Source organism: Streptomyces sp. Je 1-332, assembly GCF_040730185.1.
Taxonomy (GTDB): domain Bacteria; phylum Actinomycetota; class Actinomycetes; order Streptomycetales; family Streptomycetaceae; genus Streptomyces.
The window spans coordinates 851,870-868,168 of record NZ_CP160402.1 but is presented as its reverse complement, the minus strand read 5'-3'; the positions used below and the strand labels follow the sequence as shown (position 1 = coordinate 868,168).

Here is a 16,299-nt window from a genome sequence, read left to right as displayed (position 1 = left end):
CGGGGGCTCAGGCCCGCATCACCAGCCGGTCCACCGCGGGGTTCCCCGAGGCGTAGGGGACCGGCAGGAGGCCAGGGTTGGTTCCGCCGGTCGCGTACAGCGTTTGTTCCAGGCTACTGATCAGGGGCTGTACGTCGACCGGCGGGCGGACCACCAGGCGCAGGAAGCGGCTGGAGCTGCCGATCTTGTTGCCGCACTCGCGGACGAGGATGCCGTGCTCCGCCAGCAGCCGGTCCCGCAGGACCGCTCCGTCGACGCCCTCGGGCAGCCGCACGTACACGAAGTTCCCCTGCGAGGGATAGCTGGTGAGTCCGGGGAACCGGCCGAGGTGCCAGATCATCTCCTGGCGGTCGCGGCGCACCTGACGCAGGCTCAGGTCGTAGGCGTGGCGGTGCTGTCTCAGCATGAACACCACGGTCTCCGCGAAGGAGTTGAGGTTCCATTTCGGCAGTGCGGCGCGCACCCGGCCCGCGAGGCCCGGATTGGCGACGAGATAGCCGAAGCGCACGCCGTGCAGTCCGAAGTTCTTGCCGAGGCTGCGCAGCACGATGACGTTGGGCCGCAGGACCGCCTGGTCGGCGACGCTCGACTCCGGTCCCGCGTCGGCGAACTCCAGGAACGACTCGTCCACGACGACCAGGTCGAGGTTTTGCAGCGCGTCGAGCAGGGCGAGCACGGAGCGGCGCGGCAGCATGCCTCCGTCGGGGTTGTTGGGGTTGCAGATGACTGCCGTGCGGGAGCCGCGGGCCCGCACGAAGTCGACGAAGGCCGCCGGGTCGAGCGCGAAGCCGTCGGCCTCCGGAAGGAGGTACATGTCGACCCGCTTGCCGGTCTCCATCGACTGGTCGGTCCACCGCCCGAACGTCGGTACGGGAACCGCGAGCGCGTCGCGCACCAGCAAGTGGTCGATCCAGGTGATGAGTTCGGTCGAGCCGTTGCCCATCACGACGGTCTGCGGATTGAGCCCGAGCACCGCACTGAGCTCGGCGGTGATGGTGTCCGCGTCGCTCGGGTAGTACGTGAGGATGTCCCGCAGCCGCCCGCCGAGCTCCTCGTACATCTCGGGCGTGGGGAAGTACGGATTGCACGGGACGCAGAAGTCGACGAGCGGACGCCCGCCGTCCGCCGCCCTGTTGAGCGCGGAGTACGAGGGGCTGTGCGCGGTGGACGCGCGGAAGAGAGCGGTGACGGTGCCCGCGTCTGTCATGGAAGGGCTCCTGGGGGAGGGTGGTGTCTTCCGTACATACGTGCGCGGGTGAGGGTGCGCTCATCCGTCAGCTCCGTGGGATCCAGACCCGCATGGCGCCGTCCTCCCGGTTCGCCCATGCGTGGTAGGGCACCGCCGTCAGCGGAATCGGCGCCCCGTCCGAGCGTCGGTGGCCGGTGGTCGTGACGACCGTGACGCCACCCAGGAGGTCCGGGCGGTGTTCGGCGACGGTGCGGACGGCGGGCGTCAGCGTCACCTCGTCCAGGCGCAGGCCGGGCCGCTGGTCGACGCTCTCCAGGCAGTACACGAGGGGCCCGCGTTCGATGGCCAGGCAGCCGCGCACGGCGTCCACCCGTGGGGCCGGCTCCGTGAGCCGCACGTCGAGGGCGAGATCCAGGACGACCCGCTTGTCGGGAAGCCAGCCCCCGTCGGCCTCGGCGCGGTCCTGCCCGTCCGGCGCGGACACCGTGAACTCGGTGCACCAGGAGGGGATGCGCAACGAGAACGTCCAGTCGCGGTCAGCCGGCGCCGCGTCGACGGTGACCGTGACGCGGCCCTTCCACGGGTAGTCCGTCTCGACCGGAGGTGCTCGGGCCCCTGCGGAATGCTCACCGAGGCGTTGGTGCGTCGCCGGCCGGCCCAGAAGCCGCCGATGATCCGTGCGGTGGCCGCTGGGCGCAGGACGGTGGGGGCGTTGGCGCGAAGCCGGATCGGCCCCTGAGAGGTGTCCGGGCCGGGGGCGCCGGGCGGCCCTAGGGGGTCAGGGGGACTCGGGGGTATGTCCGGGGGCGTGAGATCGGGCATGCGTGCCATTCCTCGGTGCCAGGGCGCGTTCGATATCCAGAACATCGTTCGGACATCAGCTGGTGCCGCTGACGCTACCGTGGGGCGCCCGGCGCGCGGGAGAGGTCGACCGTATCCGTGGGGGCATGGCGGGCGTGGGGGCATGGCGGGCATGGCGGGCATGGGTGAGCCCCCGCCCGGTGGGGCGGGGGCTCATGCACCAGGTGCCAGGGGTACCAGGGGTGCTAGAGGGTGCTAGAGGGTGCCCGAGGCGGAGATGGCGATCTCGGCCTTGGTGGCGCCCGACTGCGAGCCGAAGCTCTCGATCTTCTTGACGAGGGCCATGCTGTCCTCGTCCGCGACCTCACCGAAGACCACGTGCTTGCCGTCGAGCCAGCTCGTGACGACCGTGGTGATGAAGAACTGCGAGCCGTTCGAGTTCGGGCCGGCGTTGGCCATCGAGAGCAGGCCCGGCTTGGTGTGCTTGAGCTGGAAGTTCTCGTCGGGGAACTTCGCGCCGTAGATGCTCTTGCCGCCGGTGCCGTTGCCGGCGGTGAAGTCGCCACCCTGGAGCATGAAGTCCGGGATGACGCGGTGGAACTTCGAGCCCGCGTAGCCGAAGCCCTGCTCGCCGGTGGCGAGCGCGCGGAAGTTCTCCGCGGTCTTCGGCACGACGTCGTCGAAGAGGTTGAACGTGATGCGGCCTTCGGGCTTGCCGTCGATGGTGATGTCGAAATAAGCCTTGATTGTCATGGTCCTCATCCTGTCATTGCCCTGTCCCCACCCGCCAACCGAACCCCCCGAAGAGTCCGCCTCAGCCCGTTTGACCAGGCATGACGGCGTTTGTGCCCAGGGCACGCGCCGCGCCGGACGATCTTCTTCAGTCGGTTCTGACCCTCATGAAGGTGATCGAGTTCGCCGGGAAGGTGTACGAGAACGTCTCGGACACGCCCCTGAACGTCGAGGTCACCGGCTTCACCGGCGTTGCGTCCTTCGTGTTCTCCGCGGCCGGGTCGGCGGCGAGCGTGGTCACCCTGGCGCTCGGGCCCACCTTCGTGGCCGCGCCGAGGGCGATCTTGGTGCGGGCATCCGAGCCCTGCGCGTTGACGACCTTGACGATGAGGTCACCGGTGGCCTTGTCGCGGGTGACGACCTGGCGGAACGGCTCGGTCGGCTTGTCGTCCGTGAAGGATCCCCACTTCTTGCCGTCGAGGAAGAGGGTCACCTGACGCCCGCGCACCTCCACGCGCAGGTCGTAGCTGCGGTCCGTCTCGATGGTCGTCGTGTCCTGGACCATGGTCTGCTTCGCGCCGTCGACGCTCTTCTCGACGGCCGACTGCGTGTTGTTCCAGCCGCCCAGGTTCCACCAGTAGTGGTTGCCGGTGTCCTTGACCCCGAAGGCGACCATGAAGCCCTCCTTGCCGGACTTCTTGGTGGCCTTCACGTTCAGGTCGTAGTTCTGCCAGCTCTTGTCGCCCGCCGTGACCAGGGTGTTCTCCGCGGTTTCGTCGGACTGGACGTACGCACCGTCCTGGACGGCCCACGTGCCCTTGTCCGCCGCCTTGCTCCACTGGCCGTCGCCACCGGAGAAGTCGTCGCTCAGGAGCGTCGAGCCGTCCTCGCCGGTGACCTTCACGTCGTCGTACGCGGCGCTGGTCGCCCACGTGGACAGGCCGACGGCGCCGGTGATGGGACCGGACGTGGCCGGGGTACCGGAGGCCGTGGACGGCACGACCTCGTCGCCGACGTTGCGCATGAAGAGCTTCTGCGTCTCGTAGTTGGCCGAGCCCCATGACTGGTCGTTGTCGTACCAGATCATGTTCGGCTTCCACTGGACGTAGTCCTCGTTGGCGAGCAGCGGGGCGTACGAGGCGAGCTTGACGACGTCGGCGTTGCGTTCAAGGCCGGTCATGAAGGCCGCTTCGGACAGGGCGTTGGAGAACTTGTTGCCCTGCGACGCGTACTCGCCGAGGAAGACCTTCGGGCCCTGCCGGTCGTAGGAGTCGTAGCGGTCGTTGTTCTCCAGGAACCACTGCGGGCTGTTGTAGTAGTGCTCGTCGACCATGGCCACGCCCGCGTCGCGGTTCAGCTGCCAGGCCTTGTCGAAGACCGAACCGCTGTCGTCGGGGCCGGAGTTGGAGATGACGGTGATGTCAGGGTACTTCGCCTCGATGGCCGCGCGGAACTCCTTGAAGCGGGCGAAGAACTCCTCGGGGAGGTTCTCTTCGTTGCCGACCTCCAGGTGGGTGAGGCGGAAGGGCTTCGGGTGGCCCATCGCCGCCCGCTTCTTGCCCCACTCGCTCGTCGCCGGGCCGTTGGCGAACTCGATCAGGTCCAGGGTGTCCTGGATGTGCCGCTTGAGGAGGGCCGGGTCGTCGGTCGCCTTGTTCTCGCCGCAGCCGGTCACCAGGGCGGGCACGACGGGCAGCGGCATGGCGCCGGTGTCCTCGGCGAACTGGAAGTACTCGTAGTACCCGAGTCCGTAACTCTGGTTGTAGTCCCAGAAGTTTGCGTTCGTGGCGCGCTGCTCGACCGGCCCGATGGTGTCCTTCCACTGGTAGGAGCGCTTGCGCTGCCAGCCGGACGTCTCGTCGTACGCCTCGTGGGAGCCGGTGTTGACCAGGCAGCCGCCGGGGAAGCGCAGGAAGCCGGGGTCCAGGTCGGCGATCTTCTCGGCGAGGTCCTTGCGCAGACCGTTCGCGCGCCCCTTGTAGGTGTCGCGCGGGAAGAGGGAGATCTCGTCGAGCGCGACGGGGGCGCCCGAGGCCACGGTGAGCCGGCCGGTTGCCGAGGTGCGGTCCGCGGTGAAGGAGGCCTGGTACTTCGCCCAGCCGCCGCGCGCGGTGACGCGGCGGACCGGGGCAAGGTCGCCGGAAGCGTCGCGCAGGCCGAGGGTCAGCGGTGCCTTCCGGTCGCCGCCGGTGCGGGCCCACACCGAGAAGTCGTAGCGCTTGCCCTTGGTGACCGCGATGCCGGTGTTGTAGCCGGAGTTGCTGACGGCCGAACCGCCCTCCAGGGAGAGGTAGTTGCGGTTACGGGCGTTGAGGCGGCCGTCGTCGTCCACCACCTTCACGGCACCCGACGCGTCCCACGAAGTCAGCGGCGTGTAGGCCGCGTTGTCCGCGGTGGAGTACTCGAAGGAGCGGTTCTGGACGAGTTCGGCGTAGAGGCCGCCGTCCGCCGCGCGGTTGATGTCCTCGTAGAAGACGCCGTACATCGAGTCGTCGATCTTCGCGCCGGTGCGGGCCGTGTCGACGTCGATGGTGTAGTCGGTGGGCTCGGCCGCGGCGGTGGGTCCCGCGGCGAGCGTTCCGGCGAGCAGGGCCCCCAGGGTGAGCCCGAGCCTCCATCGTCTGCGTGCCATGCGTACCCCAGTCTTGTGCGACAGTCTTGCGCGACAGATGTGCGATATTTCGAACGCTGATCCGTGGGTCGAACGGCAACTTAGATAGCGGGGAGCGGCGCGTCAACGCATCGCGCAGGAGTGGCCGAGGTGAACTGCCGGGGTTCGCGATCTCGAACAACTCGCGCGTAATTCACGGGACTTCGCCGCCGACCCTGTCCGAACCGTTGACTGGCCCCGCGTTCGACCTTACGGTCCCGTTCGAAGTTGCGAGCAGCATTCGAAATATCGAACAGAAGTGAGCCGCAATGTCACCACCCCTCCCCAGCCGACGAGGTGTGCTCGGCTCCATCGGAGCGCTCGCCGTCGCGGGCAGCTTCGGACTCGCCGCCGCGAATCGCAGCGCGTCCGCGATCGCGTCGGACGCGGACGTACGGGTCCGCTACTGGAACCTGTTCTCCGGCGGCGACGGCGCCAACATGATCGCGATGCTTGACGCGTTCCGCGCCGCGAACCCCCGGGCCGACGTCAAGGACTCGACCCTCCAGTGGGGCAACCCGTACTACACCAAGCTCGCGATGGCCGCCTCGGGGAATCGCGCCCCGGACCTCGCGGTGATGCACCTGGGCCGGATTCCCGGCTTCGCTCCCGGACAGCTTCTCGACCCCTGGGACGTGCGGCTGCTCGCCAAGTACGGTGTGCGCGAAGCGGACTTCGACCCGGTGCTGTGGAAGCGCGCCCTGATCGACGGCAAGCTCTACGGGCTTCCCCTCGACATCCACGCCCAGCTCTGCTTCTACCGCAAGGACATCTGCCAGAAGGCGGGACTGCTCGACGCCGACGGCGATCTGGCCGATGTGACCTCGCCCGAGGAGTGGTTCAAGGCGCTCAAGGCCGCGAAGAAAGCCGTCAAGGGCGACGTCCACACCATCGGCATCAAGGCCGACGAGCCGAACTTCTCCTGGTGGTTCTTCCTGTCCTTCTACACCCAGCTCGGCGGCACCTGCCTCAGCGCCGACGGCCGGGACGTCACCTTCGAAACCGACAAGGCCACCCAGGTCCTGGAGTTCCTGCGCCGGCATCTGACCGACGGCTTCTCCACCGCGATCGGCATCGCGGACGCCGAGGCCTTCGTGAACGGTTCCGCCTTCACCTGGGAGGGCAACTGGTCGGTGCCCGTCTTCAGTGGCGCGAAGCTGAAGTACGGCGCGACCCCCCTGCCGCCCGTCTTCGGCAGGCCCGCCACCCACACCGAGTCGCACTGCTTCGTCCTGCCCCACCAGTCGCGGCGCGGCGGCGCCACCAACGAGGGCGCGCACCAACTGGCCGCGTACGTCGTCAAGAACGCCACCGCATGGGCACGCGGCGGCCACATCCCCGCCCATCTGCCGACGCTCGACGACAAGAAGTACCTGGCCCTCAAGCCGCAGTCCGAGTACGTCTCCGCGATGGACCACATGGCGGTCGAACCCTCGGCCTGGTTCGCGGGCTCCACCGGCCTGCTCGCCCAGCGCATCGGCCCCGTCATCGCCTCCGCCAACGTCGGCTCCGCCAAGCCCGATGCCACCGCGCGGCGCATGAAGGACGTACTCGAACAGCTGGTCGCGATGAAGAACCCGATGGAAGGCAGATCCGCCACCGAGGGAGGGAGCGCCGCATGAGCGCCGTCGACACGGCGGTCGCCCCGGCCGCCGTACGGTCCACCCTGGCGGCGGACGCCGATTCGCTGCGGGCCCGGCTGACGCGTCGCGTCCAGCACGGCGGCTGGTTCGTCGCCCCCTTCCTCGCGCTGTTCGCGCTGTTCGTGCTGCTCCCGATCGGCCGTGGCCTGTGGCTGAGCTTCACCGACGCCAACATCTCCGGCACGGGCGCACGCTTCGTGGGCCTCGACAACTACCGCGAGGCCCTCGCCAGCCCCCTCCTGTGGGACTCCCTCGGCCACAGCGCGTACTTCACCCTGCTCGTGGTGCCCTGCATCGTCGTCCTCGCCTTCCTCCTCGCGATGCTCGCTCACCACATCGAGCGCGCCAAGTGGCTCTGGCGGCTCTGCTTCTTCGCCCCTTTCCTGCTGCCGTCGACGGTCGCGGGAAACCTGTGGCAGTGGCTGTTCAACCCGGCTACCGGGATGATCAACCACGTCTTCGGCCTCGACACGCCCTGGCTGACCCAGAAGTCCACCGCCCTGCTCGCCGTCGTGATCACCACCCTGTGGTGGACGGTCGGCTTCAGCTTCCTGCTCTTCCTCGCCGCCCTGCAGAGCATCCCGCGGCACCTGTACGAGGCCGCCGAGCTCGACGGCGCGGGCGCCTGGCAGCGGATGGTGCACATCACCCTGCCCATGCTGCGCAACATCACCGGTCTCGTGATCACGCTGCAGATCCTCGCCTCGCTCCAGGTCTTCGACCAGGCCGTGGTGATGCAGGACTTCGGGCCGGGTCCCGAGGAAAGCACCCGGACGTTCGTCCAGTACACCCTCGAAGAGGGCTTCACCTCCTACCGCGTGGGCTACGCCTCGGCGATCTCCATCATCTTCTTCGTGCTCATCGCGGCCGTCGCCCTCGGCCGGATGTGGCTCCTGCGCAAGCGTGAGGAGGGCGTGCGATGAGCACCACCACCCTGAGCAAGGCGGCCGTACGCAAGAAGAAGTGGACCCCGAGCCAGATCGTGCTCACCGCGGTGGGCGTCGCCGTCTCCGCACTGTGGATGACACCCCTGCTGTGGGCCCTGTTCACGTCACTGAAGTCGGAGACCGAGGCCGTCGAGGTGCCCACCCACTGGGTGCCGAGGGAGTGGACGGGCCAGGCCTGGGAGGCGCTCTTCGAGAGCGGCAACATCACCAACTGGTTCGTGAACTCGCTCGTCGTCTCGGTCTGCGTCACCTTCATCGTGGTGTTCGTCAGCGCGCTCGCCGGGTACGGCTTCGCACGCACCGAGTTCCGGGGCAAGAACGTGCTGCTCGGCCTGGTGATGGCGGGCCTGATGGTGTCGCCCGCCGTGCTCGGCGTCCCGCTCTTCACGACCGTCCAGTCCATGGGGATGGTCGACACCTACTGGGGCATGATCCTGCCGCAGTGCGCGCCCGCCGCGATGGTCTACATCCTCTACAAGTTCTTCCAGTCGATCCCGCACGAGCTGGAGGAGGCCGCGTACATCGACGGCGCCGGACGCTGGCGGGTCTTCTTCACCATCGTCCTTCCGCTGTCCAGGCCCTCGCTCTCGGCCGTCGGGATCTTCACGTTCATCGCGTCCTGGAACAACTTCCTGTGGCCGTACATGGTGACCAACAACCCTGACCTGATGACGATGCCGAACGGCATCGCGACCGTCATGAACTCCTACGGAATCCAGTGGGCGCAGCTCATGGCGGGCGGTCTCATGGCGGGCCTGCCCCTGATCGTCGTCTTCGTCTTCTTCCAGCGCCAGATCGTCAGCGGCGTGGCCCACACGGGCCTGGCCGGACAGTGAACGCCGCGACCATCGCCCAACGCACTGCCGAAAGGTTCTCCATGGCCCCCCGCACCGCCCGCTTCACCCTCGACCCCGCCTTCGTGGTGGGCGACGTCGACCCCCGCCTCTTCGGCTCCTTCGTCGAGCACCTCGGCCGTTGCGTCTACACCGGCATCTACGAGCCCGGCCACCCGGCGGCCGACGAGACGGGGCTGCGCACCGACGTGCTCGGACTGATCCGGGAACTCGGGGTGACCGCCGTGCGCTACCCCGGCGGGAACTTCGTCTCGGGATACAAGTGGGAGGACTCCGTCGGCCCCGCCGACGAACGCCCGCGCCGTCTCGACCTGGCCTGGCACTCCACGGAGACCAACCGCTTCGGGCTCTCCGAGTACATCGCCTTCCTGCGCAAGATCGGCCCGCGGGCCGAACCGATGATGGCGGTGAACCTCGGCACGCGAGGCGTCGAACAGGCCCTGGAACTCCAGGAGTACGCCAACCACCCCGCCGGGACCGCGCTGTCCGACCTGCGCGCCGCGCACGGCGACAAGAACCCCTTTGGTATCCGCCTGTGGTGCCTGGGCAACGAGATGGACGGGCCGTGGCAGACCGGCCACAAGACCGCCGAGGAGTACGGGCGCCTGGCCGCCGAGACCGCCCGGGCGATGCGCCAGGTGGACCCGGACGTCGAACTGGTCGCCTGCGGCAGCTCCGGCCAGTCGATGGAGACCTTCGCCGCGTGGGAGGCCACGGTCCTCGCCGAGACCTACGATCTCGTCGACCACATCTCCCTGCACGCCTACTACGAGGAGACCGACGGCGACCGGGACTCGTTCCTCGCATCCGCCGTCGACATGGAGTCCTTCATCGAGAACGTCGTCGCCACCTGCGACCACGTGGGCGCCCGCCTGAAGTCCAAAAAGAAAATCAACCTGTCCTTCGACGAGTGGAACGTCTGGTACCAGTCCCGGCCGCACCCCGAGGTCGAGGAGAGCCTGCGCGACTGGCCCGAGGCGCCGCGTCTCCTGGAGGACAACTACACCGTCACCGACGCTGTCGTCGTCGGCTCGCTCCTGATCGCCCTCCTGCGGCACGCCGACCGCATCGCCGTCGCGTGCCTGGCCCAGCTGGTCAACGTCATCGCGCCGATCCTGACCGAGCCGGGCGGGCCCGCCTGGCGGCAGACCACCTTCTTCCCCTTCGCGCAGGCGTCGCGGCACGGCCGCGGCAGGGTGCTCGACGTACGCGTGGACTCACCCGCGCACGAAACGCGGAAGTATGGCGAGGTTCCCCTGGTGCACGCGACGGCCGTACGCGCAGATGACGGCACCGTCGCCGTCTTCGCGGTCAACCGCAGCCAGAGCGAGCCGCTGCCGCTCGAAGTCGCGCTGCATGGACTCGAGTTGGTGGACGTCATCGAGCACAGTGCCCTCGCTGACGCGGACCCCGACGCGCGCAACACACTCGCGGAGCCGGAGCGCGTGACCCCGCACGGCGTCAGCGGGACAGCACTCCAGGAGGACACGCTGCACGCCGTCCTGGAGCCGCTGTCGTGGAACATGATCCGGCTGGGCTGAGAACTCCGACAGGGCCGGGGCCGGTGGTGCCCTGCGCCGGGCTCTACCGCCGTCTGCGGAAGTGCAGCCAGAGGCGGGCCGCGATCAGGCCCAGGACCACGACGCCGACGGTGATCTGCGCCCATCGGGGGAGAGCACCGGCTCCGGGAAAGTACAGGGCGATCAGCATCACAGGCGCCATTCCTCGCGGTCACGGGCTCCCGTTATACCGCGAGGAATTCGGAGCCCCCGCTCCGCCCGCGCTCTAGTCCCAGCCGCCGGTGATTCCTCCGTTGAGCTGCGCGGAGCAGATGTTGTAGCCGCCCGACGCGTGCCCCTTCTTCGTCTGGCCGTTCACGGTCACCGAGCAGTTGATGTCGCCGCCGCCGGTCAGCTGCGCCGACACGTGGTAGTACAGCGCCTCCGAGTCCAGCTTCAGCGTCTTCGTCATCGGCAGGCCCGAGCCCTGACGGCTGTCACTGTCACTGCCGTAGTTGACGTCGACACCGGAGGGCGCGGAACCCCACACCTTGAACACGACCTTCCCCGCGGGGGCCTCGTCCTCGGCCGGCTTCTCGGCCTTGGGCTTGGGGGTCTTGGTGACGGTCTTGGTCGGTGCGGGTTTCGCCTTCGCCTTGGCGTCCTTCGCCTTGGTGTCCTTTGCCGGGGCTGTCTTCGTCAGGGTGACGGTCGGCTGCGCCTTCGCGTCGGTGGTCGTCGCCTTCTCGGCGCCACCGTCGCCGTCGCCTCCGGCGGAGCCGATCCCCATGCCCACGAACAGGATCACAAGGGCGGCGGGGATCGCGACGCGCTTTCGTGCCCACTTGGGCCGGGCGGGAGGGGCGGAGGGCCCGGGTTGCATCGCCCCGGGGGAGGGCGGTTGGTTCGGCGGTGGCTGGTTGTTCGACATGTGCCCCCCAGGTGTTTCGTGGGGGACGACCGTATCGGGAAAACCCAGTATTTGGCGGGACTTGTGCGATTTGAGTGACGGAACTGTGACGAAGAGTCTCGGCCGGCCTCCCGCCGAGTAATGACTGGCCATCAGGTAGCCCATTCTGCGGGCGAGTTCGGACCGGGTGCGAGCTGTGCACCACCCCGCCGCGTACGCCCGTGGCGTCGCCGCCAACGTGGCCCTTCGTGGAGGAAGGCAGCCACGACGAACTGCTGCGCCACGGTGGGCGATACGCCGATTTCTGGAACGTCGCCCTGACACCCGTGGCCGGTGATTGAGTTGGGTGGTCCATGCACTGACGTCTACGCCCAGGGGGACCCGGTTGCTCCGCCCGCACCTGACGGCCGCCACGCTGCTCAGGGTTTCCGCCGAGGGGGCCGCGACCGCGCTGGTGCTCACCGTCCAGACGCGTACCGGCGACGCGGCGAGCGCCGGATTCGTGCAGACCGCGATGCTGCTTCCCTATGTGGTGAGCGGGCCGGTCATCGGCCACGCCCTTGACCGGACCGGCCGGCCGCGCCGTCTGGTGGTCGCGCTGGCGTGCGGCTACACCGTCGCGATCGCCGGGCTCATGCTGTCGGCGGGGCGCTCGCCGCTGGTGCTCGTGCTGATGGTGGCCGCCGTGGTCGGTTGCGTCGAGCCGGTCGTGGTGGCGCTCACCAGTCTGCTGCCGAGGTTCGTCCCTCCCGAACGCCTCTCACGGGCGTACGGCCTTGAGGCGTCGAGCTACAACATCGCGGCCATCGCAGGACCGGGCCTCGCCGCGCTGGTCGCCGCCGTGGCGGGCGGAGCGCACACCGGGATCGTGACGGTGGCCACCGCCGCGCTCGGCCTGCTCGTCCTTCCCCTGCTGCGGATTCCGCCTCCGGAGGTCCGGCCGGGCCGCACACGGTCGGGGCTCGGGCAGGTCGTGGCGGGTGGGCTCTTGGTCCTCGGGGCCAACCGGGTGCTGCGGGCCCTGACCGTGTCGACGATGTTCGCCTGGTTCGGATACGGCGGGTTCGCGGTGGCGGCGGTCCTGCTCGGCCAGGACATCGGCGCGGGCCCCGCGGCGGGCGGGCAACTCCTTGCCTGTTTCGCACTCGGCTCCCTCGTGGGTGCCCTCGCCTCGTCCCGGTGGCTGACGCCGGGCCACTCCGAACGGGCCGTGAGCGCAGGGCTTCTGGGGTTCGGCACGGCCGTCGCAGCGCTGGCGGCGGTGCCGTCGCTGCCCTGGGCGTGGGGCGTCTGCGTGGCGGCGGGCCTGGCCGAAGGCCCGCTCTTCACCGCGACGCTGATGCTCCGCCAGCGCGAATCGCCCCCGGACCGGCTCGGCCAGGTCAACACCACCGGCGGCAGCCTGAAGATCGGCGCGTCGGCGGGCGGCGCCGCCCTGACCGGGGTGTTCGCGGGACGGCTCGGCGCGGAGGGGCTGATGCTGAGCATCGCGGCGTTCCAGTTCGCCGGAGCGGCGATGTGGCTGTGGCTCAGCGGGGCCGGACGCAAGGATGGGCCCGCTCTCGGTACGCGTCCGGAGCGCCGCTCGTCACACGGCTGCGGGTGACGAGCGGCGAGTCCAGCGCCATGAGGCCGGCCGGGGCGATCAGCAGTTACGGGAGGCGGGGCGGGGATCAGCCCACGTACGGGTCGGGGACCTCGCCCTCGCGGGCCAGGAACGCGAAGTCGCAGCCGGTGTCGGCCTGGGTGATCTGCTCGTCGTAGAGCGCGCCGTAACCGCGTCCGTAGCGCACGGGAGGCGGCGCCCACGCCTCCCTGCGGCGCGCCAACTCCTCGTCGGACACATCGAGATGGAGTGAGCGGGCCTCGACGTCCAGGGTGATCAGGTCTCCAGTACGGACGAGGGCGAGCGGGCCGCCCACATGCGACTCGGGTGCGATGTGCAGCACGCACGCGCCGTACGACGTGCCGCTCATCCGCGCGTCGGAGAGGCGCACCATGTCGCGCACCCCCTGCTTGAGCAGATGATCGGGGATCGGCAGCATGCCGTACTCGGGCATGCCGGGCCCGCCCTTGGGGCCGGAGCCGCGCAGCACGAGCACGTGGTCGGCGGTGATGCCGAGCGCCGGGTCGTTGATGGTGCGCTGCATCTGCCGATAGTCGTCGAAGACGACCGCGGGGCCGGTGTGCCGCAGCAGGTGCGGCTCGGCGGCGATGTGCTTGATGACGGCGCCGTCCGGGCAGAGGTTGCCCCGCAGGACGGCCACTCCGCCCTCGTCGGCCAGGGGCTTCGTGCGGGGCCGGATGACCTCGGGGTTGTGCACGGTGGCGCCCGCGAGCTGTTCGCGCAGGCTGTCATGGGCGACTGTGGGCCGTTCCAGGTGCAGTACGTCGGTCAACTGGGCCAGGAACGCCGGGAGTCCGCCCGCGAAGTGGAAGTCCTCCATGAGGTACTGCCCGCCGGGGCGCAGGTTGGCGAGCACCGGCACGGTTCGCGCGATCCGGTCGAAGTCGTCGAGCGTGAGCCGTACACCGCTGCGGCCCGCCATGGCGATCAGGTGGATGACGGCGTTGGTGGAGCCGCCGAGCGCGAGGACGGTGGCGACCGCGTCCTCGTAGGCGTCAGAGGTGAGGAACCGCGACAACCTCAGGTCCTGGCGGACGAGTTCGACGATCCGCATCCCGGACGCGGCCGCCATCCGGTCGTGCCCGGAGTCCACCGCCGGGATGGAGGAGGCGCCGGGCACCGTCACGCCAAGGGCCTCGGCAGCGGCGGTCAGCGTGGAGGCGGTGCCCATGGTCATGCAGTGGCCGGGGGAGCGGGCCAACCCGCTCTCCAGCTCGGCCAGTTCGCAGTCACCAATGAGTCCCGCGCGCTTGTCGTCCCAGTACTTCCACATGTCGGTGCCCGAACCGAGCACCTCGTTGCGCCAGTGCCCCGGGAGCATCGGCCCCGCGGGCACGAAGACAGCCGGCAGATCGACGCTCGCGGCGCCCATGAGCAGGGCGGGGGTCGTCTTGTCGCAGCCGCCGAGCAGCACCCCGCCGTCCACGGGATAGGAGCGCAGCAGCTCCTCGGTCTCCATTGCGAGCAGATTGCGGTAGAGCATCGGGGTCGGCTTCTGGAACGTCTCGGAGAGCGTGGAGACGGGGAACTCGAGGGGGAAGCCGCCCGCCTGCCACACCCCGCGCTTGACCGCCTGCGCGCGGTCGCGCAGATGGACATGGCAGGGGTTGATGTCGGACCAGGTGTTCAGGACCGCGATCACGGGCTTGCCCAGATGCTCCTCGGGCAGATACCCGAGCTGCCGGGTGCGCGCCCGGTGGCTGAAGGACCGCAGACCGTCCGTGCCGTACCACTGGTGGCTGCGCAGCTCCTCGGGCCTCATGCCGACCACGCCTTCACCAGCGCCGCTATCTCCTCGCGCCGCCCGGCGGGCAGGACCCGGCTCGGCGGGCGCACGTCGCGACGGCACAGACCGAGCGCGGCGAGGGCCTCCTTGACGACGGTGACGTTGTCCGCCGACTGGTCGGCGGCGCGCAGCTCCTCGAAGCGCCGGATCCGCTCCCAGACGTCCATGGCCGCCGGATAGTCGCCCGCCCGCAGGGCCCGGAGCATGCTCAGGGACACCTCGGGCGCGACGTTGACCAGACCCGACGTGAAGCCGGTGGCGCCGACGGCCCAGTACGCGGGCGCGTACAGCTCGGCGAGCCCCGCCACCCACACGAAGCGTCCGATCCCGGCGTCCCGGGCGAACGCGGCGAACGCGGCGGCGTCCGGCGTCGCGTACTTCGCGCCGATCACGTTCGGGCACAACTCACCCAGCTCCGCGAGGCGTTGACCGGTGAGACGGGGGTCGCGGATGTACGGGACGACGCCGAGCTCGGGTACGGCGTCGGCGACGGCACGGTGGTAGTCGACCCAGCCGTCCTGGGACACGTAGGGATGCACGGGCTGGTGGACCATCACCATGTGTGCGCCGACGTCACGTGCGTGCTCCGCGGCGGCGATGGCCGTCGACAGGTCATGACCGACACCGACGAGGACGAAGGCACCGCTGCGGCCCGCCTCCTCCATGGCCAACTCGGCGACCAGGCGCCGCTCGTCGGGGCTCAGGGCGTAGAACTCGCCGGTGTTCCCGTTCGGCGTGAGAGTGCGTACTCCGCCGTCGGTCAGACGCCGGAGCAGTGCACGGTAGGTGTCCCGGGCCACGGAGCCGTCCTCGGCGAACGGCGTCACCGGGATCGCGACGACATCGGCGATGGCCGAACGCAGTGCGTCGAAACGGGAGGTGGGGTGGCTGGGCCCGGTCATGAGAGCTCCCCCTCCGGGAACGCACGCCGCACGAACGAGGCGATGTGGTCGTGGAGTCCGCTCGCCGCCGCGTCGGCATCCCCGGCGAGCGCGAGCCGCAGGATCTCCCGGTGCTCGGCCGCCTCCCGCTCCCAGGACGGCAGCGTCGCCCAGGCGACGGCGGAGACCAGGGCCGCCTGGTCGCGCACGTCGTCGAGCATCCGGGACAGCAGCGGATTGCCGCAGGGGACGTACAGCGCGCGGTGGAACTCCCGGTTGGCCAGGGAGCGTTCGGCGGCGTCCGCCGCGCTGTCCGCACGCTCCAGTGCGTCGCGCGCCTCGTCCAGGAGGGCGCCGCTGCGGACGGTGCGCCGCAGCGCTTCCGGTTCGAGCAGCAGGCGTACGTCGTAGACCTCCTGGGCCATGGCCGCGTCCACCATGCGCACGGTGGCGCCCTTGAACTGGCTCATCACGACGAGACCGGTCCCGGCGAGTGTCTTCAGCGCTTCCCGCACGGGTGTCTTGGAGACGGCGAACTGGGCGGCGAGCTCGGTCTCGACGAGGGGCTGGCCTGGGGCCAACTGCCCGGTGAGGATGCGGTGCTTGACCGCATCGAGCACGTACTGCGTGCGCGAGGGGATGGGGTGGGGCGCAAAGGTCATCGTTGCTCTCAGTCGTCGTGCAGCCGTCGTGCAGTCATCGCGTATCGCGTCTCATATATGACGTACGAAGTACGACGCGATGAAGCTAGAGTGCCGACCGGCTCACGTCAACGTCTCG

General features: G+C 69.5%; 14 protein-coding genes. 5 read left to right on the top strand and 9 right to left on the bottom strand.

Annotated features, from left to right (window positions below; genetic code table 11):
• Positions 1 to 7 precede the first annotated feature (7 nt).
• The 4 genes from ABXJ52_RS04045 to ABXJ52_RS04030 all read right to left on the bottom strand — a co-directional run bounded on the left by ABXJ52_RS04045 (position 8) and on the right by ABXJ52_RS04030 (position 5,354).
• Positions 8 to 1,207, bottom strand: a complete 1,200-nt coding sequence (locus ABXJ52_RS04045; RefSeq protein ID WP_367039218.1) for a histidinol-phosphate transaminase — start codon at positions 1,205 to 1,207, stop codon at positions 8 to 10.
• A gap of 67 nt (positions 1,208 to 1,274) precedes the next feature.
• On the bottom strand, positions 1,275 to 1,850 hold the full coding sequence (locus tag ABXJ52_RS04040) for a hypothetical protein (protein ID WP_367048795.1): 576 nt from the start codon (positions 1,848 to 1,850) through the stop codon (positions 1,275 to 1,277).
• A 395-nt stretch (positions 1,851 to 2,245) separates the two neighbouring features.
• Complete coding sequence (locus ABXJ52_RS04035; protein WP_367039216.1) at positions 2,246 to 2,743, bottom strand: peptidylprolyl isomerase; 498 nt, start codon at positions 2,741 to 2,743, stop codon at positions 2,246 to 2,248.
• A gap of 127 nt (positions 2,744 to 2,870) precedes the next feature.
• Positions 2,871 to 5,354 carry an alpha-L-arabinofuranosidase C-terminal domain-containing protein gene (locus ABXJ52_RS04030; RefSeq protein ID WP_367039214.1) on the bottom strand — a complete coding sequence of 828 codons (2,484 nt, stop codon included), beginning with the start codon at positions 5,352 to 5,354 and terminating at the stop codon, positions 2,871 to 2,873.
• A gap of 287 nt (positions 5,355 to 5,641) precedes the next feature.
• Here ABXJ52_RS04030 and ABXJ52_RS04025 point away from each other — a divergent pair, with 287 nt between their 5' ends.
• From ABXJ52_RS04025 to ABXJ52_RS04010, 4 genes are read left to right on the top strand one after another with little or no spacing between them, the layout of a single operon-like run.
• Positions 5,642 to 6,994, top strand: a complete 1,353-nt coding sequence (locus tag ABXJ52_RS04025; protein ID WP_367039212.1) for an extracellular solute-binding protein — start codon at positions 5,642 to 5,644, stop codon at positions 6,992 to 6,994.
• Positions 6,991 to 7,938: a sugar ABC transporter permease gene (locus ABXJ52_RS04020; RefSeq protein WP_367039210.1), complete on the top strand. Its 948-nt coding sequence runs from the start codon at positions 6,991 to 6,993 to the stop codon at positions 7,936 to 7,938. Before ABXJ52_RS04025 ends, ABXJ52_RS04020 begins: the two co-directional genes overlap by 4 nt.
• Positions 7,935 to 8,798 carry a carbohydrate ABC transporter permease gene (locus tag ABXJ52_RS04015; protein ID WP_367039208.1) on the top strand — a complete coding sequence of 288 codons (864 nt, stop codon included), beginning with the start codon at positions 7,935 to 7,937 and terminating at the stop codon, positions 8,796 to 8,798. The genes ABXJ52_RS04020 and ABXJ52_RS04015 overlap by 4 nt, the downstream gene beginning before the upstream one ends.
• A gap of 41 nt (positions 8,799 to 8,839) precedes the next feature.
• Positions 8,840 to 10,357, top strand: coding sequence for an alpha-N-arabinofuranosidase (locus tag ABXJ52_RS04010; RefSeq protein ID WP_367039207.1), 1,518 nt, complete (start codon positions 8,840 to 8,842; stop codon positions 10,355 to 10,357).
• Between the two features lie 43 nt (positions 10,358 to 10,400).
• Here the strand turns inward: ABXJ52_RS04010 and ABXJ52_RS04005 are convergent, their stop codons facing one another.
• Together ABXJ52_RS04005 and ABXJ52_RS04000 are read right to left on the bottom strand one after the other, a co-directional pair.
• Complete coding sequence (locus ABXJ52_RS04005; protein ID WP_367039205.1) at positions 10,401 to 10,526, bottom strand: hypothetical protein; 126 nt, start codon at positions 10,524 to 10,526, stop codon at positions 10,401 to 10,403.
• A 75-nt stretch (positions 10,527 to 10,601) separates the two neighbouring features.
• Positions 10,602 to 11,198, bottom strand: coding sequence for a hypothetical protein (locus ABXJ52_RS04000; RefSeq protein WP_367039203.1), 597 nt, complete (start codon positions 11,196 to 11,198; stop codon positions 10,602 to 10,604).
• A 412-nt stretch (positions 11,199 to 11,610) separates the two neighbouring features.
• Here ABXJ52_RS04000 and ABXJ52_RS03995 point away from each other — a divergent pair, with 412 nt between their 5' ends.
• Positions 11,611 to 12,831, top strand: a complete 1,221-nt coding sequence (locus ABXJ52_RS03995) for an MFS transporter (RefSeq protein ID WP_367039202.1) — start codon at positions 11,611 to 11,613, stop codon at positions 12,829 to 12,831.
• 67 nt (positions 12,832 to 12,898) lie between these two features.
• On the opposite strand, the gene araD is transcribed toward ABXJ52_RS03995, so the two are convergent.
• The 3 genes from araD to ABXJ52_RS03980 are packed head-to-tail and all read right to left on the bottom strand — an operon-like array spanning position 12,899 to position 16,181.
• Positions 12,899 to 14,614: an L-arabinonate dehydratase gene (araD, locus tag ABXJ52_RS03990; protein ID WP_367039200.1), complete on the bottom strand. Its 1,716-nt coding sequence runs from the start codon at positions 14,612 to 14,614 to the stop codon at positions 12,899 to 12,901.
• Entirely contained in the window at positions 14,611 to 15,540 is a 930-nt protein-coding gene (locus ABXJ52_RS03985) for a dihydrodipicolinate synthase family protein (protein WP_367039198.1), read from the bottom strand. Before ABXJ52_RS03985 ends, araD begins: the two co-directional genes overlap by 4 nt.
• On the bottom strand, positions 15,537 to 16,181 hold the full coding sequence (locus ABXJ52_RS03980) for a GntR family transcriptional regulator (protein ID WP_367039196.1): 645 nt from the start codon (positions 16,179 to 16,181) through the stop codon (positions 15,537 to 15,539). Before ABXJ52_RS03980 ends, ABXJ52_RS03985 begins: the two co-directional genes overlap by 4 nt.
• Positions 16,182 to 16,299: the final 118 nt, after the last annotated feature.